We start from the raw sequence: 22628 nt of genomic DNA, 5'->3' as shown, positions 1-22628 counted from the left end.
CCAGATCTACCGAGAGGAGGGAAATGATGACTATCCTTTTAAAGGATTGGTGTGCTTTTTGTGAAGGTAAAAGTTATTTTGATAAATCGCATTTTTTGGCGTTGCTCAAAGTGCATTCTTCTCCAACTGAGATTGCTAAAGCGTTAAGCTATTTTCCTTACGCTGAAGGTTTGGTGTTTCGCATAAACGAGGTGATTCAAGCTGGTACGCTTGAAGATAATTTTTATCTTCGTCCAACGATAGAGTCCAGCGAATTAGAATTGATGCGAAGAGGGAAGGCTTGGTTGCAAGATCAGGCAAATTTTTGTAAAGATCTTGGGGATCATGAATTGTATGAAATATGCCATCGTGCGAAATTGGTTTACGAGAAAAAAGATCAATTTAAGTCTTTTGATAACTTAGATTTTCCTGGTAACTGGGTGCTTGAGCTTTTAGGAGATCATGTCAGGGATTGCAGGTTGCTAAAAACAGAACAAGAGTATGCACTGTTTGAAGCGCTTTACGGGGTTGCCGCTGATTATTATTTGGCATGGTACATGGGGCAACCTTTGATAAATCTTAGATTTGACTTTCGTTCATATTTTGAATTTTGGAAAGTGGGTGGTGCAGGGTATTTGTTTGAAGATAAGTTTGTTATTTGTCGAAGGTAGGAGGTAGCCCACAGTTATACGTTTTTTTGATGGTAGGCAGAGTTGCTCTTTTAAAATGTGATTTATTTTTTGTGTTTATTCGATTTTGTTGGCCTAGTGATGGGCGGCTAAGCTGTAAGCTCTTATCCAATTAGAGAAGAATAGTGGTCTGACCCTATTTTCCCATACTTGGCATCACCATCAGGATACCGGTAGGATGCAGCTGGTCCCCGAGGCTTTTCATAATGGTGCGCGTCACATCGGGTGGGAATCGATGAGTAAGGGGCAATAAATGATTGCTGGAGTAAGTTTTGATTCTTATTATGGTCAAGGTGATTCTGCTGATATAGAAGCTTTTGAAATATTGGCGGGTATAGTTTTTCCTGAAAAATACAAAGAAGTTTCATTGGGGTTTAATGGCGCATTTATTTTAAATAAACCTGTTTTCAATTTCTATAATCGTCTTCTCGGCGAGGACGTTACGAGCAGCGCTGGTATGTTTTTACCTTTCGGTGAACTCGAAGGCTCATTCGAGACAATGGAGATGAAGTACCGTCATCCGCCAGAGGGTTTTGTTCAAGGTTTAATTATTTTCTCGGTATTAGGGAACGGAGACGCGCTTTGTTTTGACTACCGTGAAAATCGGCTTTCTGATGATCCTGCCGTGATGATGTGGCATCATGAGGCTGTGCCAGGTAGCGATTCCGAATTATCATTTGTTGCTTCCTCATTTTCAAAGTTTTTAGAAAAATTATTTGAGCGGCCGCCCGAATAATAAAAATTCCGAAGGCAGAACGGGGCGATTTATTTAATTCTAAGGATTTGTTCGTCTAAGTCTGTCCCCTTTTTTCAGTTAGAGGGGCATGATTGCTCATCCGGTCGACTATCGCTGGACTAGCTACAGGGCAAATGCACAGGGTGAGCCATCAAGCTTTTAAGCCCACATGCGGTCTACAGGGAGCTAGGTAGCAGCACCGTGCAGCGAGCCGAATCCTACCGGTTTTTATTCAAGTATCGGCTTTCCCTTGGGTTGATAGAGCAAATTCGATTTTCTACAAACGGTAATTACGTTTTTTGGGCGATCAAAAGTTTGCGGCCGAGATTGAGCAGGCATTAGGTAAAAGAGTTTCGCAGGGTGTATCAGGACGCCCAAAAAGTGTGGGCTAAAAGAATAGAAGAATAGTGGTCTGACCTCTATTTTTCAAATGCTGCAGACTGGAGAGCACTGCGTGATAACTGGGATGACCTCGGGTATGGTCAAATCTTAAGTACTGAAAATCGGGCCGCGATTGCTAAAGGACGGACCCCAAAAGTCGACGATGCATGGGTTAAGGTTTTCCTGAAGATGCAGGGCTAAAGGGCGAGAGAATTCCTATGCACCATGTTCAAGGTTCGCCACTTACTGTGCCACTGCCTGATACACGGCATTTGGATGCGCATATGCCAGGAGGGTTTAGATATAATCCGGGCGGTCCAGGGTCGGCGCTCCCGACATACCCTCCGAAAAAAGGAGCTGAATAATGCATTCCGTACCTCTAGACCATGAGAAGCAAAAGTTGATTTTCTACGTGGCTCAGGATTTAGATCACTCTATTAGATCTAATGTGCAGCAGCTGGTGAAGGAGGTCGCCGCATCAAGAATATGGAGTATTGCGCCACCAACCTTCATTGACGCGATAGATGAAGGTGGCGCGAAAGTAGTGGGTGGAGCGCTAGAGGTTTATTCAGCACTGCAACCAAACAAACTTTCTATTGATATGGACTCGAGAAATCTGGATGAAGTAGAAGAATTAATCTTTGCCGTAAAAAAATTATCTGAAAGAGAAAATATTTCTTTTGAGTTTCAGTTGGGTACTACTTTTGTAGGCGCCATTGATGATGGTGTTATTGATCGAGTCTTGCTTGAGGGGCTGCTTATGCCATGGCGAAATCATATCAAAGGGAAAAGAATAGAAGAATAGAGGGAAGGAATAGGGGGCAGACAACGGCTTTATGTCTTTTGAGGTCAGAAGAATTGCTCTTTTAAAATGTCATTTATTTTTTGTAATTATTCGATTTTGTTGGCCTGGTGATGGGCGGATAAGCTGTAAACTCTTATACAATTAGAGAAGAATAGTGGTCTGCCCCCTATTTTCCTCCTGCTACCCTAAAGGCTAACTCTGGGTTGCCGGAAAAATCATTTAGTTCAAGGAGATAGCTTGGTATGGATTCTAGATTAATCCCACTCCGTAAAGAGCTGGCGAAAATGACTTCTGATCAGGCGGCAGCTTGGATATTGAGCCGGTACCCTCTTTCTTCAGATAATTGGGGTGAGGCTTTATTGCTTCTTCCTCATAGATCTTGGAAAAGACCAGAGCAGAAACGTTTAGCGGACTATTATTTCAAGAAGATTCCGTTCTCTAGCGCTAGAGGGTATGAAGTGTTCGCGTCAATCATGTCAATTAAGTTAATGGTTGCATGTATTAACGATGCATTGCCCAAAGATCCTAGCAGGATGGAGTTATTGTTTTATCATCTTATCCCTGTGCTTAAGCGTTTTGCGAAGAATGATGCAGATCGAAAAATTATTGAAGTTTTTCTCTCGGCTTCTTCGATAATTCCGTCAAAAGATACTTGATAGATAAATATAAGGGTGGGACCACGGTTTTACGTTTTTTTGAAGGTCAGCAGAGTTGCTCTTTTAAATGCCTTTCCATCCGCGCACAAAGCCAAAGCGGGCGACACTGCGGCCGCCCGATTTTCACTCAGGATGGATCAGCATTAAGCCTACGACTGATGACATCCAGCAAATCACACCCGTCGCGTAGCGGAATGGCCAGCAAGTGGGCGAAGTCTGAAAGTACTACGGCATCGCTGCTGAGTTGTTCGCGGAAGGCCAGGTTTTCCAGCAATTGGGTGACAGCCCGAATGCGGTGCACGGCGGCGTCGTGAAGGACGTCGAGGGGTGCCTGGGTGTCGATCATTAGAGCTGGGACGGTGCAATCGTGGCCGGTTAGGGGCATGTATCGATTCATGGGTACAACCTCGGTCAGTATGTGAGGCTGTCACCTGTCGTCGCCAAACGAATGGGTGACAGCTGTACGCAGGTTGGCGAACCGGGACCGAGTTCCGGCAGACCCGAAGGTCTCCCGCGCACAGCTGCCATAAAGCAGCAATGCGGGTACGGAAGCCCCTGCAAGCAAGCAGAAAGCTTTCGCATACGGTCAACGGATCGCCAAATCCGATCGCCCTGTTGGGCGACGGCCGGACTATAAGCCCCTCACCCAAACCCGCGCAAGCCTTGCGCTCGGCGCTTCCCGGCATCATCTTTATTTTGTGAAATAAGGAGTCGACCAAGTTTTTTTCGCATGGCTGTCTGAGCCCTATTTTTCTTTGGTAGTGGCCTTGTGATATTATTTGGTTGGCGGGTCGTTGCTGGCTTTTAAGTCTGAACCTAAACCCATCATCTGCATGGACAACGCGCCGTTTCGAATGAAATAGGCTGCGATAGGGAGTATTCAATGCGTTTTGCTGTATGGGTTTTGCTGGGCATAGCACTGTCACTTACCGGCTGTAACACCACTCCTTACGATAGAGCGACGGTTTACTACGACCGCGCGCAGTACCCTTCCGATCTGGTCAAAAGCTTTCCGGATATCAGCGACCCGATTATTCAGCATGGCCGTTGCTCGCTGATCATCACTACGCCCAACTCGAATACAGGCACTTACTACTTCTGCACTTTTGCGCTGACGTCCAATGATTTGTTCGTGATGGGCTGGAACGGCAAAACCATGAAGTATGAAGAACTGGCGAACGTAAAATTGTCGGCCCTCAAAAAGATCTCTATCTGGTCCTTCTTCCGTGCCCGGCAATTGCAGTTGACGGAAGGCCAGCGGCTGCTGGGCCTGAGCGTAACGATTGATGATGGCGGGTACGACGATGCAGCTGGGACCGAGCGGTTGTTCGAAACCCTGAAAAGCAAAGGCATCACGGTGGTAAAGAGTGAAGGCCAGATTAGTCCGCCGCCTGCACCTGCGCCGATGTTTATTCCGATCATCATTCCAAAATAAACCGATGCAGCCGCCTCTACTGCGCAAACATTCAAGGACTGATATGAAACACCTCTTGCTCATATTGCTCACCGCTTTCATCCTCGGCGGCTGCGTCAGCCATCCCATGACCCCCGAAGACCGCGCGCAGATCAAGACCGTGAAAGTCCTGCCCGTGAAGTGGGAAAAGAACATGGTGTATTTCGGCCGCGAACAAGCCTGGGGCGCGGCGTTGGGCGCCGGGCTTGGCGCGGGTGTTGGCATGGCCAGTGGGGCGTCCAAGGTAGGCACCGCCGCATTGAGCGGCGCCGGGTTTGCGGCGGGCATGAAGCTTGGGCAACTGGCCGAGATGCCGACACCGGTGGCAATCCTGACGGTGATGGATGCCGAAAAAATCGATTTAGGTGTATTGCTCAAGCAAGGCTTTATCGATGCGTTGGGCAAGACTTCTACCCTCAAGGTCGTAGGCGACGATGAGCCTGCCGATGCACAGATCCAGCTGACCGTGGCCGAGTGGGGCTTTCGCCTCACCCAGGGTTTCAGCAGCGTGATTTACCCCACCCTCAACGTGGTGGCGCAGATGGATCGCGGTGACAAGATGATCTGGCGCACCAGTGAGGCCATCACCCCGTTCAATGGCCAGAATGTCTATGGCTACACCCCGCTGACCTATCGCACCGACCCGGAAGCCGTGCGCCGGGCGCTGACTGGGATTACGCAGATTTCCGGGCAGTATCTGGTGAAGGAACTCAAGTGAGTCCGCGCAAAGGCTTGCTGCCATCGGGGGCAAACCCCTCCGCATTTGGGCCTTTGTAGGGTTGAAACAACTTGAGAACGGCTATTAACCCCGTAAAATGCCGCAGCCGTCGCGGTACGACAAATTCAGGGATGAATACAGATGCACGTGTTTGCCTCCCCGAAATTGCCGCAGCCTGCACGCTGCTGATTTCTCACTTTAGGAGCAACACGTGAAGACACTGTCCAAAATCCTGCTGTCGGGCTTCACCGCCGCAGCGCTGTTGACCGTGGCCGGTTGCGCCACCGAGAGCAACCGCGCGATGCCGGTTGAGCAAGTCGCCAGCGCCAACGTCGCTTATTCGGGCGTGCGTGTGCCGATTGCCGTGGGCAAGTTCGATAACCGCTCCAGCTACATGCGCGGCATCTTCTCTGATGGCGTTGACCGTCTCGGCGGCCAGGCCAAGACCATCCTGATCACTCACTTGCAGCAGACCAATCGCTTCAGCGTGCTGGACCGCGACAACATGGGCGAAATCTCCCAGGAAGCCAAGATCAAAGGCACCGTGCAGAAGCTCAAGGGCGCTGACTATGTGGTGACCGGCGACGTGACCGAGTTCGGTCGCAAAGAGACCGGCGACCGCCAGCTGTTCGGTATCCTTGGCCGTGGCAAGACCCAAGTGGCCTACGCCAAAGTCGCGCTGAATATCGTCAACATCAACACCTCCGAAGTGGTGTATTCCACCCAGGGCGCCGGTGAGTACGCGCTGTCCAACCGTGAAGTGATCGGCTTCGGCGGCACCGCCAGCTACGACTCCACCCTCAATGGCAAGGTCCTGGACCTGGCCATGCGCGAAGCCATCAACCGCCTTGTCGACGGTATCAACGCCGGCGCCTGGAACCCACGCAACTGATCAGCAACACCCCAAGGAGCAGTACACGGATGAGCAAGGCAGTGAAGTTGGCGCTGATGCTGACAGCAATCGCGACGGTCGCGGGGTGCCACACGGCGCCCCAGCCTCTGTATCAATGGGAAAGCTACCAGCCGCAGGTTTACGAGTACTTCAAGGGTGAACCCAAGGAGGCGCAGGTTGAGGCGCTGGAGCGCGATCTGCAGAAGATCAACGCCAGTGGCCGCAAAGCGCCGCCGGGCTACCACGCGCACCTGGGCATGCTGTATATGAGCATGGGTAAGGATGACCAGATGGTGCAGGAGTTTCGTACCGAGAAGGCCCTGTTCCCCGAGTCCGCTTCGTACATGGACTTCCTGCTGAAAAACGCCAAGACTGGAGTCGCCGCTAAATGAGCCTGTTAAAACTCACTGGCGCCTTGCTGGCCCTGGCCTTGCTCGGCGGTTGCGCAGCGCCCAAGACCGTTGATTACACGGCGTACAAGCAGGCGCGACCAAAGTCGATCCTGGTGCTGCCGCCGATCAATGAGTCGCCGGAAGTGCAGGCGTCCTACAGCCTGGTTTCCCAGGTGACGTACCCATTGGCTGAAGCCGGCTACTACGTGCTGCCGATTGCCCTGGTGGATGAAACCTTCCGCCAGAACGGTCTGACCACCGCCAACGACATCCAGGGCGTGCCGCCGACCAAGCTGCACGACATCTTTGGTGCGGATGCGGCGCTGTATATCACCGTCAGCGAGTACGGCACCAAGTACATGCTGATCTCCAGCGACACCTCCGTGACGGCCTCCGCCAAACTGGTCGACCTGCGCACCGGCACTACCTTGTGGACCGGTACCGCTAGAGCGTCCAGCGAGGAAGGCAACAACAACGGTGGCGGCCTGGTGGGCATGTTGATCACGGCGGCGGTCAAGCAGGTAGTCAACAGCTCTACCGATGCGGCGCATCCGATTGCCGGTATTACCAGTGCGCGGTTGCTGTCGGCAGGGCAACGCACGGGGATTTTGTACGGCCCGCGTAACCCGAAATACGGTACGGACTGACGCTCAATAGTGGGAGGGGCTCGCTCCCTCCCACACTGCTTTCGGGTGCCAGGTAAATGGGGTTTAACCCGAACCTTACGCACCTTGCGTCTGACCTTGTGAACGGATCATTCACTCACGAGGTTCAGCCCATGTCCCATCCTCTGCTCTTGTTGCGTCCTACCGCCCAAGGCTTTGCCGTTACCGTGCTGGTGGCGCTGGCCGGGTGTGGGGGGCCGTCGTCCACGCAAGTGGCCACGCCGGATGAATCGGCGCCCATTTCCGAGTTGCAAAGCGTGGCGCCCCAAGGGGCTTTGGCGAAAGCCGCGATAACGCCCGCACCGATGACTGCGCGCTTGCAGATGCCGGAATCAGCGGCGGTGGATTATCGCAGCGAACCCCGCGAGCACTACGAAAACCTGCCGCAGAACCCGGTGCATCGCGTCGCCGAAACCCCGGTCTCCACCTTCAGTGTGGATGTCGATACCGGCAGCTACGCCAACGTACGACGCTTCCTCAACCAAGGCCGCCTGCCGCCCGAAGGCGCCGTGCGATTGGAGGAAATGCTCAATTACTTCCCTTACAGCTACGCACTGCCCACCGACGGCTCGCCCTTTGGTGTGACCACCGAAGTCGCCGCCACGCCGTGGAACCCGCATACCCAGCTGCTGCGCATTGGCATCAAGGCTTCCGATAAAGCCGTGGCGGAACTGGCGCCCGCCAACCTGGTGTTCCTGGTGGATGTGTCCGGCTCCATGGACCGCCGCGAAGGCTTGCCACTGGTGAAAAGCACGCTGAAATTGCTGGTGGATCAGTTGCGCGAGCAAGACCGCGTATCGCTGGTGGTCTACGCCGGTGAATCCCGCGTGGTGCTCCAGCCGACGTCGGGCCGTGACAAGGTGAAGATCCGCAACGCCATCGATCAGCTCACCGCCGGCGGCTCCACGGCCGGTGCTTCCGATATTGAAATGGCCTACCAGATGGCTCGCGAAGGTTTTATCCACAAGGGCATCAACCGCATCCTGCTGGCCACCGACGGCGACTTCAACGTGGGCGTCAGCGACTTCGACAGCCTCAAGCAGATGGCGGTCGAGCAGCGCAAAAGCGGCGTATCCCTCACCACCCTCGGCTTCGGTGTAGACAACTACAACGAACACCTGATGGAGCAACTGGCCGACGCGGGCGACGGTAACTACGCCTACATCGACAACCTGCGCGAGGCGCGCAAAGTGTTGGTCGAACAACTCAGTTCGACCCTGGCCGTGGTAGCACGGGATGTGAAATTGCAGGTGGAATTCAACCCCGCCCAGGTCAGTGAATACCGCCTGCTGGGCTATGAAAACCGCACCCTCAACCGTGAGGATTTCAACAACGACAAGGTCGATGCCGGTGAAATTGGCGCAGGGCACACGGTGACCGCGCTGTACGAAATTGTCCCCAAGGGCGAGAAGGGCTGGCTGGAGCCGTTGCGATACGCCGCTGCGCCTGCGGCCGACGGTCAGTCCGCCGAGCTGGCGATGTTACGGGTGCGCTACAAGCCCGCTGCGGGCGGCAACAGCCAGTTGATCGAACGTCCTATCGCCAACCAGCCCACCCCGGCCAGCGACGACCTGCGCTTCTCGGCTGCCGTGGCTGCCTTCGCCCAACAGCTCAAGGGCGATGGCCGCTACACTGGCAGCATGAGTTTGCAGGACACCGCCAAACTGGCCCGCTCGGCTCGCGGCGATGACCCGTTCGGCCTGCGCAATGAGTTCGTGCAACTGGTGGAGTTGGCCCAGAACCTCAAACCCTGATCTCGACCCCGCCCAAATCTGAGAGGCATGCCCTAACCTGTAGTGAGCGGGCTTGCCCGCGCTGGGTGGCGAAGCCGCCCCAACGGAACGCCGTGGTGTTTCAGAAAAACCGAGGTGCCTGGGTTTGGGGCGGCTGCGCCACCCAGCGCGGGGCAAGCCCGCTCACTACCCCCCTCCCACCGTTAGATCAGCTTCGATTGACAGAAAGGAGTTCGCCCACCCCATGGCCGTTCCACACGACTCACCCAGCGACGAATCGCTGCTGGCCCGTTACCGCTCCGGTGATGCCGCCGCCTTTGAAGGGCTCTATGCGCGGCACCGTCAGGGCCTGTACCGGTTCCTCGTGTCCCTGAGCAACAAGGCTGAACTGGCCGAAGAAATCTATCAGGACACCTGGCTCAGCCTGATCCGCAGCACCACCCAACCCCAGGGCCGGGCAAGTTTTCGTACGTGGTTGTTTCAGATCGCCCGTAATCGCCTGATCGACCATTGGCGCAAGCATGGCATCCACAACCCTTTACACGACAGTTACGATGAACAGCTGCACGCCCAGGCCGACGACAGCGCCGGCCCCGAGCAGCAACTGAGCCTGAGCCGCGACCAGGCGCGCCTCGACGCCGCGTTGCAAGACCTGCCCGAAGACCAGCGCGAAGTCTTCCTGCTGCGCCTGCACGGCGACCTTGAAGTGCCGCAAATTGCCGCCCTCACCGGCGCCCCGCTGGAAACCGTAAAAAGCCGCCTGCGTTACGCCCAGCAGAAACTGCGCCGCCTGCTGGCCGAGGAGATACCTGTATGACCGACTCCCGACAGACCCCGGATTCCGACGACCTGCTGATCCAGCATGTGCGTCAACACAGCATTGGCGAGCCGCCTGCGTCGCTGGATGCCTTCATCCTGGCCACCGCGCGCCGCGAGGTGCCTGCGCCCAAGCTCAGCCTGTGGCAGCGCTGGAGCCGTGCCTGCCGTCAGCCGCGTTGGCAAATGGCGTTCGCCACGGTTGCCGGCGTGGCATTGATGCTCGGCGTGGTGATGCGTACCACCGAGCTCGACCTCGATACACAGGGGCCACAGGGCCCACAGGGGCGCCTGGCGGCGCCGGCGGCGCTGTCTGCGCCTGCGCCTATGAGTGCACCGCCCCAGGCCGAGTCTTACAGTGCCCCGCAGCGAAGTGAGGCGTTGCCCCAAGGCAAACTGGCCAAACGAACCGCGCCGCAGCCGCTGGAGCAGGGGCTGCTGGAAGTATTGCGCTTGCGTGCGGCAGGGGACGAAGCGGCTGCGACGGCCAAACTGGCCGAGTTGAAGCAACGCTTTCCCTCGCAAAATATCGAGGAGCAGCTAAAGGCATTGCAGTCTCGATGAGCCTGTGGCGATGGCATCTTCCGCGGCCATCGCCAGCCTCTGGGCAACGGGTCATAAGCATATGAATTTATAATTAGTCGCGGCGCTTACAATTGCTGCTAGTTTAATCAGCGAAAGACGTCATTGTTCCTGCTGGCCAACAGAGCGGGTCATGTTTCATAGGATGAAAAGTTGCATGCGGACTTCAAGGGATTAAAGTCTTCTCAGCATTCGCTACATGGCCACTGGGAAATCGCTCTACCTGTTGAAAGTCCATTCAATTGGATTGATAAACGGTGCCTTACATGACGGCTACGCTAAATGACTCGCTGGCAAACACGGTGGTCTCTGAGATTCAACAACCCCTGGATATTTTCGAGCGTAAAGAATCCAACGTACGCTCTTATTGCCGGGACTTTACCGACACTTTCCATACCGCTGAAGGCTCGACCCTGACCAGTGAACAGGGTCAGGTATTCATCGATTTTTTCAGTGGAGCCGGTGCCCTGAACTACGGGCATAACAACAAGGTGTTAAAGGCTGCGCTGCTGGAGTACATCGCCGACAATGGCATCACCCATGGCCTGGACTTCAAGACCACGGCCAAAAAGGCCTTCCTGACCGCGTTCGAGGAGCACATCCTGGCGCCGCGCAACCTGCGTTACAAGGTGCAGTTTCCTGGGCCAACCGGCACCAACGCGGTGGAGGCGGCCATCAAGCTGGCGCGCAAGTACACCGGGCGCCAGAACGTCGTGGCGTTCACCAACGCGTTCCATGGCATGTCCCTGGGCAGCCTCGCCTTGACCAGTAACCCACGCAAGCGTGCCGGGGCCGGGGTCACCCTGAGCAACGTGACGTTCATGCCGTACGACCAGTATTTCGGCGACAACGTGGACACTTCGCACTACCTGGCCGACATGTTGCGCAGCGGCAGTGGTATCGACAAGCCGGCGGCGATCGTGCTGGAAACCGTGCAGGGCGAGGGCGGAGTGAACAGTGCCTCGGCCGCATGGGTGCAGGCTGTACAGCGCATCGCGCAGGCCCACGACATCCTGCTGATCATCGATGACATCCAGGCCGGTTGCGGCCGTACCGGTGACTTTTTCAGCTTTGAAGCCCTGGGGGTCACGCCGGATATCGTGACCTTGTCGAAATCCATCAGTGGCTACGGCTTGCCCATGGCCCTGGTGTTGCTCGCGCCGCATCTGGACGTGTGGGAGCCGGGCGAGCACAACGGTACGTTCCGGGGCAACAACCTGGCCTTCGTCACGGGCAAAGCGGTGATCGAGCACTACTGGCGCGACGCCGGTTTTACCCAAGCGTTGAAAGCCAAGGCCGACTTCCTGCAAGCGTCGCTGGCGGCGCTTTCCCAACACTTCGCCGCCAAGGCGCCCAACCGTCTCAAGGGGCGTGGTTTCTTCAGGGGGCTCGAGTTTGAAGACAAGAGCCTGGCGCAACGAATCGCGGCCAAGGCCTACCTGCGAGGGTTGATCATTGAGACGTCGGGCATTGACGATCAGGTGCTCAAATTCCTCCCGGCGCTGACCATCACCCCGGCGCAGATTACCCAGGGCCTGCAGATACTGGAGCAAGCTTTCGCCGAGGTAACCGCGCCATGAGCCAAGCGATTGTTACCCGACATGCGTCCCTGGATGACGCGCAGGCCATCGCGCCGCTGCTGGACAAATACCGTGAGTTCTATGGTGAGGCCCCCGACTTGTCGCGGTCACTGGCCTTTATCCAGCAACGGTTCTTTTTGGGCGAGTCGATCATTATCGTGGCCGAGATAAATAACGAAGTGATCGGTTTTACCCAACTCTTCCCGAGTTTTTCCAGTGTCACGCTGGAGCGTCTCTGGATATTGAATGACTTATATGTAGAAGCTTCCAAGCGCAGTGCGGGAGTTGGGTTGGCCTTGTTGACGGCGGCGCGCAACTTTGCGCTGAGCACTCATGCCAAACAGTTGTTTATTGAAGGCGCCGAAGATAATCCACGGGCGAGAAACTTATATGCGCGCTTTGGTTTTATCGAGAACACGGCCTACCACTATTACCATCTTCCACTCGCCCGCGCCCAAGGATAGGAGCTTTCCATGTCAGAGACTATTTACGATATCGTCGGGATCGGCTTCGGCCCCTCCAACCTGGCGCTGGCCATCGCGCTCGAAGAAGCCACCTCACCCTTGACCTACCGCTTCCTGGACGCCAAACAGGCTCCGGACTGGCAGGATGAGATGTTGCTCAGCGGCTCGGATATCCAGAACAACCCTCTGCGGGATCTGGTGACACCCCGCAACCCACGCAGCCGCTATGGCTTCGTCAATTACCTGAAAGAAACCGGCCGCCTGTTCGACTACCTCAACTTGCCGCTGACCTATCCGCTGCGGCGCGAGTACGCCGAATACATCAAGTGGGTGGCCGGGCATTTTCTGGGTAGTGTCGAATCATCGGCGTTCGCCCGGCGCGTCGAGCCGCTGAACGTCAAAGGCGAGCCCGTATGGAAGGTCACCTACAATGATCAGCGGGTCATCTACGGGCGCAGCCTGGTGCTGGGCACTGGGCGCACGGCGAACATTCCGGCGGTGTTCGATGGCCTGCCTGGCCCGCAGGTGTTCCACCTTAACCATTACCTGGAGCGTATTCATGCTTTGCCGCCGACTGCGCAACGCATCGGCGTGGTGGGCTCCAGCCAGAGCGCGGTGGAAATTGTGCTCGACCTGACCGCCAGGTTTCCGGACAAGGATATCTATTCGTTGCACCGCAGCTTCAGCTTCCGCCTCAAGGACACCAGCCCGTTCAGCGACAAGGTGTATTTTCCGGAGTTCATCGATTACTACTTCAACCTGCCACCCGAGGCCAAGGCACGGGTGGACAAGCAGCTGCGCGGGACGAACTACAGCTCGGCCGATGAGGATGTGATCAATGCGCTGTATGTGCGCATCCATGAAGAAAAACTGCAGGGCAAACAGCGCATCCACATTCTCAACAATGTTGCCATCGAGCAGGCGTCCATAAGCGCCTCCGGGCAGGTAGAACTGGCGCTCAAGGAGGTCAACCAGCTCACGCACTCGACCCTGGCACTGGACGCCGTGGTGCTCGCCACCGGCTTCAAGGACATCGCCGCCAAGGAAAACGGCGAGCTCTACCCACCGCTGCTGGCGCCTTATCACCGACGGTTTCGCACCGACACCCAGGGGGCACTGGTGGTCAACCGCGATTACAGCCTGACCGCACTGGACGACTTGCCCGCCGTGTATCTTAACGGGCTCTGCGAAAGCTCCCACGGCCTGGGGGATGCCGGCTCGTTCAGCCTGATCTCCCTGCGGGTCGAGCACATCCTGGCGGCCCTGGAGGAGACGCTGGCGTTGACCGAGGCACCGACACAAGCGTTGGCTTGATCCAACCCGGCAGCAGCCGTTGCCGGCTGCTGCTTCTTACAAGGAGTTCTTATGTTTACAGCGGCATTGATCTACATCCTGGCGGTGATCAGCCCCGGGCCCAACTTCATCATCGTCAGCCGGTTTTCCTCGCTGGGGTCCGTCTCCACCGGCATCGGCGCAACCTTGGGCATCTGTACCGTCGGCGTGTTCTTCTCGACCATTTCCCTGCTCGGCCTGGCGGCGTTGCTGCATCAGTATCCGGCGTTTTCCAAAGTCGCCACGCTGTGCGGTTCGGCGTACCTGCTGTACATCGCCTACAGCATCATCAAAAGTGTGCTGGCGAAAAACACCGGCACCGCCGAAAGCTCGACGCCGGGGGTGACCAGTTTTGCCAAGGCTTATCGGGTGGGGGTCATCACCAACATCAGCAATATGAAAACCATCGCCTTCATGATCAGTATCTATGCAGGCTTTCTCTCTTCACCGCGTTCGGACCTGGATAAAGTCCTGGTCGTCATGCTGTGTTCGAGCCTGGAAATCATCTGGTACTCACTGGTGGCGCTGTTGTTCGGCCAAGGCCCGATCAAGGCACTGTTCCTCAAGTACACGCGGCAGATCGACGTCGGGCTGGCGGTCTTCCTTGTCGCGTTCTCACTGAACAACGCCATCCCTGTACTGATTGCCAGTCGATGAGGCTTTGTCATGGAATGGAACGAAGTACTCAGGGATGTAGGTGTGCGCTTCAAATACCGCAGCTGGTTGCTGATCGACCTGTCGCCGGATGAACTGGCCTTGCGCGAACCGCTGGCCACACCGGGCCAGGACTACTCGGGCATGGCCCTGATCCTGGATTGCAGCCTGGAGAGCATGTTCCAGATCGTCGATGGCCTGGGGCCGGGCATCAGCTATGCCGCCTCGCTGCAGGCCAGCAAGCAACCGGTGGTGGCGGTGCCTGCGAGGAGGGCGCACTTTCAGGATTTTCGATGGGCGTGCTGAGCACCCACAAAAAAGCCCCAGGTCTTTCGACTTGGGGCTTTTTCATGCATATCTGGTGCACCCGGCGGGATTCGAACCCACGACCCCTGCCTTCGGAGGGCAGTACTCTATCCAGCTGAGCTACGGATGCTTGTGCGGGCGACATCATACCCATGTCGGCCAGATGCGTCCATGCCGGTGTTTTCACTGGCGATCGTAGGCAGTGTCAGGGCCAAAAGCGGCTATTTGCCATTATCTTTCACAACTCCTCCTACCGTACGTCCCTTTGTTTGCTTTGCTCTTGTGGCTCCAGCACCGCTGTGGCGCCGCAATTCCCTCCCCCCTGGCCAGGTGAACGCATGCATTCCAAAGGAACCGTGATGCTCGATCTCCCGCTGAGACTGACCTTGCTCGCCCGCTCCGATTTATTCCGAGGGCTGCCGGAGCCGCTCTTGTGCTACGTCGCCACCCATATGGTGGAGCGCACGCTGGTTGATCGTGAGCTGCTTTATTTCAAGGATGACGCTCTCGAATTTATTGCGTTGGTGGTGGAGGGCCGGATCTATTCGGTGGTACACGGGCCGGATGGCCGCGAGCAGATCATCGGCAGCATGGGCGCCGGGCAGGTCGTGGGCGAGACGGCGTTGATCAATGACCATGGTCGTGAGTCTTCGACCTTTGCCGGCGGCCCGACGCGCTTGCTGCAACTGGGGCGTCGACATTTTGCTCCGCTGTTTGAGGAACCAGTGTTTCTGCGGCGTCTGTTGATGCTGATGATGGTGCGCCTGTTGCATGCCATCGAACTGCTCGAATTGGTCTGCCTGCATCGGCTGGAGTCGCGGCTGGCGCGGTTCCTATTGGCCAATATGGACGAGATCGACCTGGCCCTCGCCATGCCCAGCGTGTCATTGCCCGCCAACCAAGGGGTGTTGGCGGCCATGCTCAATACCAGTCGCCCCAAGCTCAATGTGCAACTGCAGTTGTGGCGCCGCAGTGGCCTGATCAGCGGCAGCCTGGAGCGGATGGTGATCAACGACCTGGAGCATTTGCGGCGCAAGGCATCTGCCTTGAATTAGCCCTCGCGGTGTTCCCCAGGTAACAGCGCGCGCCTGTTTGTGCCTCGCACACTGGCCCTTCATCAAGGATGCACAGGAGTGCTTGCGATGGGGATGACTGTTCCGTTCAAGGATCAATGGGTGGCGGATGACCGCTTGTTTGAAACGAGTTGGCGCGCCGTCCAGGGCGAGTTGAAGCGGCGTGCGCTGCGGCGTGCCAAGGGTAACCGGGATCAGGGCCAGGAATGGTTGTCGGCAACGGCGATCAAGGCCCTGCTTTTTTTTCGGCGCTCGCCTGAGCGTATTCGCGACCCTCAGGGGTTTCTGTTTCTCGTGCTCGACCATGTGTTTCTCGACAGCCTGCGGCGTGGCAAGCGTGAGGGGCAACTGTTCGATGACTCGGTCGATCTTGAGCACGATCACCTGGCCGCGCTCGCCGCCCCCTGCGCCTCGGTGCTGGAGTGGGTGGAGCGTTATGAGCGCCTGGAGCAAGTGACGGCGCATGTGGCGCGCTTGCCTGTCGCACAGCAGCGGTTGTTCGAGATGCGCTTTGTCGATGACCTGCCTTACCCCCAGATCGCCGCTGAACTGCAGGTCAAGCTGCCATTGGTGCGCAAGCGGGTGCAATTGCTGCGCAGCGCTTTGCGCTGAATACCGTTCACAGACATCGGCGTGAGGCGTTCTAGTTTAGGAGCGCGTCACGCCACCCCCACCCCGATCGGGTGAATTCCATCAAGGAGAGATGTATGACAGAGGTCAACAGCCAGATCACCGACGCGGTGACCCAAACCAACGTCAAGGTGGTCGCGGAGGCGCCGGCGCAGGCCATTGCGTCGTTGTATCAGGTGGCTAGCAGTGCGGCAGGCTTGTCGTTGCAGAACGCCGTCAACAGCCAGCAGGCGATGAACCAGATTTCCAACGCGGTGATCTCCAAGGCCGTTGCGTTGATCATGCAGATTGGCGAGAAGGGTTAAACCCTGGGGAGACTTGCCATGTCATGGTTCAGCAGAAAGAAGCCCAGCCCCGCGCCTGAAACACCCGCCACGCAGCCCTCGGCGTCCGCCCCGGCAGCGTCACCCACTCGCTCGATCATGGCGCGCATGAACGAGCATTTGCTCAACCAGGCGAGCACGCCCTCGTCTGACAGCACCGCCGCGCTCAACAGCCAGATCGTCCAGGCGGTGCAGTTCACCAATGCGCAGAATTTCGCTTACGCACCGGCGCAGATCGCCGTGCCGGCCGACATGATGATCAGCCAGGCGGCGGGGTTGGTCGCGCAATCGGCGGCGGGCTATTTCGATGGGGTCAGCAAGATCGCCTTGGCGGCTCAGGCTGTGCTGTTGCAGCAAATGACCGAGAACATCGTCAAGGACAACCTGCCGGCCGCCGCCGAAGACGCCCTGGGCGCATTGGCCACCGACCTGCTGGTGGGCGCGGCCGCCGCCGTGGCTGCCGCAGCCGGTGCGATGGAGGCCGAGGCTGCCAGCGTGGCCATCGACAAGATCGACCAGAGCATCGCCAAGTACGCCGACACCTTGGCCAACCGGGCAGCGCCAGCGGCCTGAACCGAGCACAGCGTTCCAGCGTTCTGCTGGAACGGTGCAACAGCAACTTTTCTTGAGTGAGGAGCGACATCATGGACGTTGGAGATCTTATCTTTTCGGTGAAGCAAGAAGACGACAGTACGACACGGGCCTTTATCAAGGCCGGTCAGCTGGTCAAAGCCAAAGTGTTCTCCCAGGACACGACGTATCTGAATGTGGTCCACCCGGCGATTGCGGTGAGCAAGACGATGGTGATCGAAAGCGTTGGCAGTGGCTTGGCCTTGACTGACGTGAGCCTGGAAAAACCACCTCGCACCGCCATGGTGTTTTCCTGCCGTGACACTGAGTTGGGGTTTGCGGCGGCGGTAGCGGCCAAACAGTTCTATTTCGACAAGCTCGGTGGCGAAATTGACGGTCGCTACAGCATGTGGAACGCGATGCTTTCGGCGTTCAAGGCTTGGGAGTCCGACACTTCGCTGCAGGATCGAATCAATGAATCGGTAGCCATTGGCAGCAGTTCCTTTTGCTCACAATTCGCGGCCAACGCTTATGAGGTGGGCAACCTCTACAACGCGGCTAACCTGGTGCCGCCACCGCCTGCCATTTTCAATCGGCGGCCTTCGGCGATTACGCCCGCGGAACTCGCGACGTTCTGTGATTCGTCGCCGCGGTTCTACTTTGCGGGCTTCTGGGAAGACGGTCAGGAGGTGCGGCTTTAGCGGGCCTGCCGCCAGCCCTACATTGCCCAAGGAGACCGACATGGCCCACCCATCCATCCCTTCAGTGCTATCGAGCGATGACCGTCAACGGCTGGAAGCGATGCTGCGCAACCCGCAGATGTTCGCCGGAACGCCCCAGGCCGTGGTTGACGAAACCCTCAAGCGCGCCACTCAGGTACTTGAGCAATCGAGAGTCAACGAACAGGCGATCCGCAAGGCCGCCGAGCAGAGTGAAGAGGCGGTACGCCAAGCGTTGAACAGCACGCCTGAGGACAGCGCCGGTCGGGCGCAGCTCAAGCGTGAAGTGAACGCCGAGATCCAGAAGTTGATTGCGCAGATCGAGGCCGCCCTGGCCAAGGCTGCCGGTTCCTGAAACCGCACACTTCACAGCGCCTGTTTCGCAACGTTCATTCATGAACACGGAATGCACCGTGTACTCAATAAGGAAGTTAATCATGGCATTTGTTAACGAACAAATTACCGACGCGGTCACCCAGACCAACGTCAAGGTAGTGGCCGAGTCGCCGGCGATGGCGATGAGCACCATTTATCAATCGATGGCGCAGGCCACGGCGATTCTGTTCCAGAACGCCGTGTCCGCGCAGCAGCAGCAAAACACCCTGGCCCAGGCCGCCACCAACCAGGGCGTGATGCAGATCTACAGCGTCGACACCACGGCGGGTGCGGCGGCTACCGAGAAAGTCGCCCAGGGCGGCGTGTCGGATAACCTCACCAGCCTGTTGACCGTGCTCAAGTCTTTCCAGTCTTAAGCACTGAGCGATAACGGATGTTGTTCTTTCTTAACAAAGGAGTTTCACCCATGAGTACTGTCAGCCCGCAAATCACCGATGCCGTTACCCAGACCAACGTCAAGGTCGTTGCCGAGGCACCGGCGATGTCCATGAGCACGATCTACCAATCGATGGGCCAGGCCACGGCGATCCTGTTCCAGAACTCGGTCTCGGCCCAGCAGCAGCAAAACACCCTGGCCCAGGCCGCCACCAACCAGGGCGTGATGCAAATCTACAGCGTCGACACCACCGCAGGCGCTGCCGCCACCGAGAAAGTCGCCCAGGGCGGCGTGGCCGACAACCTGACCAGCCTGTTGACCATCCTCAAATCGTTCCAGCCTTAAACCGCAACCGCTTCAGGCACCCCCGTCGCCCAACAGGCGGCGGGGGTGTTGTCGTTTGCACGCTTGATCCGAAAGGTGCGGCAAATGCGCGGTTTTCGTTCTTTTTTTCGAACAGACTATTGCCCTGCCCCCCCATTGATCCTAGGATTCGTTTGAGATTTCAAACGCTCTGTCTCCCGTGCGCTTTCTGATCATCGTGCGCGCTGGGGCTGATTTCCCTGACGGCAGCCCACAAGGCGCCTTTCAACAACTCTAATTCGCTCCGCGTGCGCGCGGTGCTGTTAAGGAAAGCCGACATGCAGCTCAAAGATACCCAGTTGTTCCGCCAGCAAGCCTTTATCGATGGCGCTTGGGTCGATGCGGACAACGGTCAAACCATCAAGGTCAACAACCCGGCCACGGGCGAAATCCTCGGCACCGTGCCGAAGATGGGCGCTGCGGAAACCCGCCGCGCCATCGAAGCCGCCGACAAGGCCCTGCCGGCCTGGCGTGCGCTGACGGCCAAGGAGCGCGCCAACAAGCTGCGCCGTTGGTTCGAACTGCTGATCGAAAACCAGGACGACCTCGGCCGCCTGATGACCCTCGAACAAGGCAAGCCGCTGGCCGAAGCCAAGGGCGAAATCGCCTACGCCGCGTCCTTTATCGAGTGGTTCGCCGAAGAAGCCAAACGCATCTACGGTGACGTGATTCCCGGCCACCAGCCCGACAAGCGCCTGATCGTGATCAAGCAGCCGATCGGCGTGACCGCTGCCATCACCCCATGGAACTTCCCAGCCGCCATGATCACCCGTAAAGCCGGCCCGGCCCTGGCCGCCGGCTGCACCATGGTGATCAAGCCCGCTTCGCAAACCCCGTTCTCGGCCCTGGCCCTGGTTGAGCTGGCGCACCGTGCCGGTATCCCCAAAGGCGTGCTGAGCGTGGTGACCGGCAGCGCCGGCGATATTGGCGGCGAGCTGACCAGCAACCCGATCGTGCGTAAATTGTCCTTCACCGGCTCCACCGAAATCGGTCGCCAGTTGATGGCCGAATGCGCCAAGGACATCAAGAAAGTCTCCCTGGAGCTGGGCGGCAACGCGCCGTTCATCGTGTTTGACGACGCCGACCTGGATAAGGCCGTCGAAGGCGCGATCATCTCCAAGTACCGCAACAACGGCCAGACCTGCGTCTGCGCCAACCGCCTGTACATCCAGGATTCGGTGTACGACGCGTTTGCGGAAAAACTCAAGGTGGCGGTGACCAAGCTCAAGATCGGCAACGGTCTCGAAGAGGGCACCACCACCGGTCCGTTGATTGACGAAAAAGCCGTGGCCAAGGTCCAGGAGCATATCGCCGATGCCCTCGGCAAAGGCGCCAAGCTGCTGGCCGGTGGCAAGGTGATGGAAGGCAACTTCTTCGAGCCGACCATCCTGGTCGATGTGCCGAAAGACGCCGCCGTCGCCAAGGAAGAGACCTTCGGCCCTCTGGCGCCGCTGTTCCGCTTCAAAGACGAAGCTGAAGTGATCGCCATGTCCAACGACACCGAGTTCGGCCTGGCCTCCTACTTCTATGCCCGCGACCTGGGCCGTGTGTTCCGTGTGGCCGAGGCCCTGGAATACGGCATGGTGGGCGTCAACACCGGGTTGATCTCTAACGAAGTGGCACCGTTCGGCGGCATCAAGGCTTCGGGTCTGGGCCGTGAAGGTTCCAAGTACGGGATCGAGGATTACCTGGAAATCAAATACCTCTGCCTGGGCATCTGACCGGCAGGAGCATGCGGTAAACGCAGAGGGCACGAGAGCGCTGACCCTTTGCGTGTTTCACCCCGTTATTCGTAGTGGCCGGGAAAGCTGTGGCAGTCGATCATCGCATGCTGCCGTAGTTGCCTCCCGCCACGTATGCCTTGGACCACGCCACCCGATGAGTGGCGAATGAGGACTTTATGAGCAAGACCAACGCCTCCCTGATGAAACGCCGCGAAGCCGCTGTACCCCGCGGTGTCGGCCAGATTCACCCGATCTTCGCCGAATCCGCGAAAAACGCCAGCGTCACCGACGTTGAAGGTCGCGAGTTCATCGACTTCGCCGGTGGTATCGCCGTGCTGAACACCGGCCACGTGCACCCGAAAATCATCGCGGCCGTGACCGAGCAACTGAACAAGCTGACCCACACCTGCTTCCAGGTTCTGGCCTACGAGCCTTACGTGGAACTGTGCGAGAAAGTGAACGCCAAGGTGCCAGGTGATTTCGCCAAGAAAACCCTGCTGGTCACCACCGGTTCCGAAGCCGTCGAGAACGCCGTGAAAATCGCCCGTGCCGCCACCGGCCGTGCCGGCGTGATCGCGTTCACCGGCGCTTACCACGGCCGCACCATGATGACCCTGGGCCTGACCGGCAAAGTGGTGCCTTACTCGGCCGGCATGGGCCTGATGCCAGGCGGCATCTTCCGTGCGCTGTACCCCAATGAGCTGCACGGTGTGAGCATCGATGATTCGATCGCCAGCATCGAACGCATCTTCAAGAACGACGCCGAGCCTCGTGATATCGCGGCCATCATCATTGAGCCGGTGCAGGGCGAAGGTGGCTTCTATGTCGCGCCTAAAGCCTTCATGAAGCGCCTGCGCGAACTGTGCGACAAGCACGGCATCCTGCTGATCGCCGATGAAGTGCAAACCGGTGCCGGGCGTACGGGTACTTTCTTCGCCATGGAACAGATGGGCGTCGCTGCCGACCTGACCACCTTCGCCAAATCCATCGCCGGCGGCTTCCCGTTGGCCGGTGTGTGCGGCAAGGCCGAATACATGGACGCCATCGCTCCGGGTGGCCTGGGCGGCACCTATGCCGGTAGCCCGATCGCTTGCGCCGCGGCCCTGGCCGTGATGGATGTGTTCGAAGAAGAGCACCTGCTGGACCGCTGCAAGGCCGTGGGCGAGCGCCTGGTGACTGGCCTGAAGGCGATTCAAGCCAAGTACCCGGTGATTGGCGACGTGCGTGCCCTGGGCGCGATGATTGCGGTGGAGCTGTTCGAAGATGGCGACAGCCACAAGCCGAACGCCGCCGCCGTGGCTTCGGTGGTGGCCAAGGCGCGTGACAAGGGCTTGATCCTGTTGTCCTGCGGTACCTACGGCAACGTGTTGCGCGTACTGGTGCCGCTGACCTCGCCGGACGAGCAGTTGGACAAAGGCTTGGCAATCATCGAAGAGTGCTTCTCCGAGCTGTAAGCGGACGCTGAACTGTTTGACGGAAAAAACCCGCTTCGGCGGGTTTTTTTACGCCGGTTACCTAACAGACGCCCGAGTTGAAATGTGGGAGGGGGGCTTGCCCTAATATCAGTCAGTTAAGGATTAACGCGGTCACTGTGGGAGGGGGCTTGATCCCGATGGCGGTG

General features: G+C 57.6%; 29 protein-coding genes and 1 tRNA gene. 28 read left to right on the top strand and 2 right to left on the bottom strand.

What is annotated here, in order from left to right:
* Nucleotides 1-26: 26 nt before the first annotated feature.
* The 5 genes from ACQRBT_RS08325 (at nucleotide 27) to ACQRBT_RS08305 (ending at nucleotide 3246) form a co-directional block, all read left to right on the top strand.
* On the top strand, nucleotides 27-650 hold the full coding sequence (locus tag ACQRBT_RS08325) for a hypothetical protein (RefSeq protein WP_411985716.1): 624 nt from the start codon (nucleotides 27-29) through the stop codon (nucleotides 648-650).
* A gap of 124 nt (nucleotides 651-774) precedes the next feature.
* On the top strand, nucleotides 775-921 hold the full coding sequence (locus ACQRBT_RS08320) for an HNH endonuclease (protein WP_427851670.1): 147 nt from the start codon (nucleotides 775-777) through the stop codon (nucleotides 919-921).
* Nucleotides 922-1404, top strand: coding sequence for an SMI1/KNR4 family protein (locus tag ACQRBT_RS08315; protein ID WP_411985715.1), 483 nt, complete (start codon nucleotides 922-924; stop codon nucleotides 1402-1404).
* Nucleotides 1405-2149: 745 nt separating this feature from the next.
* Complete coding sequence (locus ACQRBT_RS08310) at nucleotides 2150-2590, top strand: hypothetical protein (protein ID WP_412047466.1); 441 nt, start codon at nucleotides 2150-2152, stop codon at nucleotides 2588-2590.
* Between the two features lie 242 nt (nucleotides 2591-2832).
* On the top strand, nucleotides 2833-3246 hold the full coding sequence (locus ACQRBT_RS08305; RefSeq protein WP_411985713.1) for a hypothetical protein: 414 nt from the start codon (nucleotides 2833-2835) through the stop codon (nucleotides 3244-3246).
* 127 nt (nucleotides 3247-3373) lie between these two features.
* Here the strand turns inward: ACQRBT_RS08305 and ACQRBT_RS08300 are convergent, their stop codons facing one another.
* Nucleotides 3374-3631: a hypothetical protein gene (locus tag ACQRBT_RS08300; protein ID WP_244701391.1), complete on the bottom strand. Its 258-nt coding sequence runs from the start codon at nucleotides 3629-3631 to the stop codon at nucleotides 3374-3376.
* Nucleotides 3632-4129: 498 nt separating this feature from the next.
* Here ACQRBT_RS08300 and ACQRBT_RS08295 point away from each other — a divergent pair, with 498 nt between their 5' ends.
* The 13 genes from ACQRBT_RS08295 (at nucleotide 4130) to ACQRBT_RS08235 (ending at nucleotide 14833) form a co-directional block, all read left to right on the top strand.
* The gene (locus ACQRBT_RS08295) at nucleotides 4130-4681 is read left to right on the top strand and encodes a hypothetical protein (protein WP_090367617.1); all 552 of its coding nucleotides are present in this window, start codon (nucleotides 4130-4132) and stop codon (nucleotides 4679-4681) included.
* Between the two features lie 43 nt (nucleotides 4682-4724).
* On the top strand, nucleotides 4725-5417 hold the full coding sequence (locus ACQRBT_RS08290; protein ID WP_411985711.1) for a hypothetical protein: 693 nt from the start codon (nucleotides 4725-4727) through the stop codon (nucleotides 5415-5417).
* A 211-nt stretch (nucleotides 5418-5628) separates the two neighbouring features.
* Complete coding sequence (locus tag ACQRBT_RS08285; protein ID WP_198762844.1) at nucleotides 5629-6309, top strand: CsgG/HfaB family protein; 681 nt, start codon at nucleotides 5629-5631, stop codon at nucleotides 6307-6309.
* Between the two features lie 29 nt (nucleotides 6310-6338).
* Nucleotides 6339-6701, top strand: coding sequence for a DUF4810 domain-containing protein (locus ACQRBT_RS08280; protein WP_198762843.1), 363 nt, complete (start codon nucleotides 6339-6341; stop codon nucleotides 6699-6701).
* Nucleotides 6698-7348 (top strand): DUF799 domain-containing protein, encoded by a 651-nt coding sequence (locus ACQRBT_RS08275; RefSeq protein WP_411985710.1) that lies wholly within the window; start codon nucleotides 6698-6700, stop codon nucleotides 7346-7348. Before ACQRBT_RS08280 ends, ACQRBT_RS08275 begins: the two co-directional genes overlap by 4 nt.
* Nucleotides 7349-7479: 131 nt before the next feature.
* Nucleotides 7480-9120 carry a vWA domain-containing protein gene (locus tag ACQRBT_RS08270; protein WP_412047467.1) on the top strand — a complete coding sequence of 547 codons (1641 nt, stop codon included), beginning with the start codon at nucleotides 7480-7482 and terminating at the stop codon, nucleotides 9118-9120.
* Nucleotides 9121-9343: 223 nt separating this feature from the next.
* Complete coding sequence (locus ACQRBT_RS08265; protein ID WP_411985708.1) at nucleotides 9344-9916, top strand: RNA polymerase sigma factor; 573 nt, start codon at nucleotides 9344-9346, stop codon at nucleotides 9914-9916.
* Nucleotides 9913-10479, top strand: a complete 567-nt coding sequence (locus ACQRBT_RS08260; protein WP_161547622.1) for a hypothetical protein — start codon at nucleotides 9913-9915, stop codon at nucleotides 10477-10479. The genes ACQRBT_RS08265 and ACQRBT_RS08260 overlap by 4 nt, the downstream gene beginning before the upstream one ends.
* Before the next feature lie 344 nt (nucleotides 10480-10823).
* Nucleotides 10824-12077, top strand: coding sequence for a diaminobutyrate--2-oxoglutarate transaminase (gene ectB / locus ACQRBT_RS08255; RefSeq protein ID WP_412047475.1), 1254 nt, complete (start codon nucleotides 10824-10826; stop codon nucleotides 12075-12077).
* Nucleotides 12074-12541: a GNAT family N-acetyltransferase gene (locus tag ACQRBT_RS08250; protein WP_412047468.1), complete on the top strand. Its 468-nt coding sequence runs from the start codon at nucleotides 12074-12076 to the stop codon at nucleotides 12539-12541. The genes ectB and ACQRBT_RS08250 overlap by 4 nt, the downstream gene beginning before the upstream one ends.
* A 9-nt stretch (nucleotides 12542-12550) precedes the next feature.
* The gene (locus ACQRBT_RS08245; RefSeq protein ID WP_412047469.1) at nucleotides 12551-13855 is read left to right on the top strand and encodes a SidA/IucD/PvdA family monooxygenase; all 1305 of its coding nucleotides are present in this window, start codon (nucleotides 12551-12553) and stop codon (nucleotides 13853-13855) included.
* A gap of 51 nt (nucleotides 13856-13906) precedes the next feature.
* Nucleotides 13907-14530, top strand: a complete 624-nt coding sequence (locus ACQRBT_RS08240; protein WP_412047470.1) for a LysE family translocator — start codon at nucleotides 13907-13909, stop codon at nucleotides 14528-14530.
* A gap of 9 nt (nucleotides 14531-14539) precedes the next feature.
* On the top strand, nucleotides 14540-14833 hold the full coding sequence (locus ACQRBT_RS08235; protein ID WP_104995165.1) for a hypothetical protein: 294 nt from the start codon (nucleotides 14540-14542) through the stop codon (nucleotides 14831-14833).
* A gap of 53 nt (nucleotides 14834-14886) precedes the next feature.
* On the opposite strand, the gene ACQRBT_RS08230 is transcribed toward ACQRBT_RS08235, so the two are convergent.
* Nucleotides 14887-14963 (bottom strand) — tRNA-Arg (locus ACQRBT_RS08230).
* A 208-nt stretch (nucleotides 14964-15171) separates the two neighbouring features.
* Between ACQRBT_RS08230 and ACQRBT_RS08225 the strand changes: the two genes are divergently transcribed.
* The 10 genes from ACQRBT_RS08225 (at nucleotide 15172) to gabT (ending at nucleotide 22461) form a co-directional block, all read left to right on the top strand.
* Nucleotides 15172-15888 carry a Crp/Fnr family transcriptional regulator gene (locus ACQRBT_RS08225; protein ID WP_060755522.1) on the top strand — a complete coding sequence of 239 codons (717 nt, stop codon included), beginning with the start codon at nucleotides 15172-15174 and terminating at the stop codon, nucleotides 15886-15888.
* Between the two features lie 87 nt (nucleotides 15889-15975).
* The gene (locus ACQRBT_RS08220) at nucleotides 15976-16518 is read left to right on the top strand and encodes an RNA polymerase sigma factor (RefSeq protein ID WP_412047471.1); all 543 of its coding nucleotides are present in this window, start codon (nucleotides 15976-15978) and stop codon (nucleotides 16516-16518) included.
* Nucleotides 16519-16613: 95 nt separating this feature from the next.
* A complete protein-coding gene (locus ACQRBT_RS08215; RefSeq protein WP_003187543.1) occupies nucleotides 16614-16841 on the top strand; it encodes a RebB family R body protein in 228 nt (75 codons plus the stop codon).
* A gap of 18 nt (nucleotides 16842-16859) precedes the next feature.
* Nucleotides 16860-17432 (top strand): hypothetical protein, encoded by a 573-nt coding sequence (locus tag ACQRBT_RS08210; RefSeq protein WP_412047472.1) that lies wholly within the window; start codon nucleotides 16860-16862, stop codon nucleotides 17430-17432.
* Nucleotides 17433-17503: 71 nt separating this feature from the next.
* Nucleotides 17504-18130 (top strand): hypothetical protein, encoded by a 627-nt coding sequence (locus ACQRBT_RS08205; RefSeq protein WP_060755525.1) that lies wholly within the window; start codon nucleotides 17504-17506, stop codon nucleotides 18128-18130.
* A 40-nt stretch (nucleotides 18131-18170) separates the two neighbouring features.
* Nucleotides 18171-18503, top strand: coding sequence for a hypothetical protein (locus tag ACQRBT_RS08200; RefSeq protein ID WP_060755526.1), 333 nt, complete (start codon nucleotides 18171-18173; stop codon nucleotides 18501-18503).
* An 82-nt stretch (nucleotides 18504-18585) separates the two neighbouring features.
* A complete protein-coding gene (locus ACQRBT_RS08195) occupies nucleotides 18586-18900 on the top strand; it encodes a RebB family R body protein (protein ID WP_060755527.1) in 315 nt (104 codons plus the stop codon).
* Between the two features lie 50 nt (nucleotides 18901-18950).
* Nucleotides 18951-19265, top strand: coding sequence for a RebB family R body protein (locus ACQRBT_RS08190; RefSeq protein ID WP_060755528.1), 315 nt, complete (start codon nucleotides 18951-18953; stop codon nucleotides 19263-19265).
* A gap of 296 nt (nucleotides 19266-19561) precedes the next feature.
* The gene (gabD, locus tag ACQRBT_RS08185) at nucleotides 19562-21004 is read left to right on the top strand and encodes an NADP-dependent succinate-semialdehyde dehydrogenase (RefSeq protein ID WP_060755529.1); all 1443 of its coding nucleotides are present in this window, start codon (nucleotides 19562-19564) and stop codon (nucleotides 21002-21004) included.
* Between the two features lie 179 nt (nucleotides 21005-21183).
* Nucleotides 21184-22461, top strand: a complete 1278-nt coding sequence (gene gabT / locus ACQRBT_RS08180) for a 4-aminobutyrate--2-oxoglutarate transaminase (RefSeq protein WP_090367592.1) — start codon at nucleotides 21184-21186, stop codon at nucleotides 22459-22461.
* Nucleotides 22462-22628 lie beyond the last annotated feature (167 nt).

Source organism: Pseudomonas sp. R19M (assembly GCF_050312585.1).
In the GTDB taxonomy this organism is placed as follows: domain Bacteria; phylum Pseudomonadota; class Gammaproteobacteria; order Pseudomonadales; family Pseudomonadaceae; genus Aquipseudomonas; species Aquipseudomonas palleroniana.
Note: the sequence above shows the minus strand (reverse complement) of the source record. Positions and strands in the feature narration are given on the sequence as shown.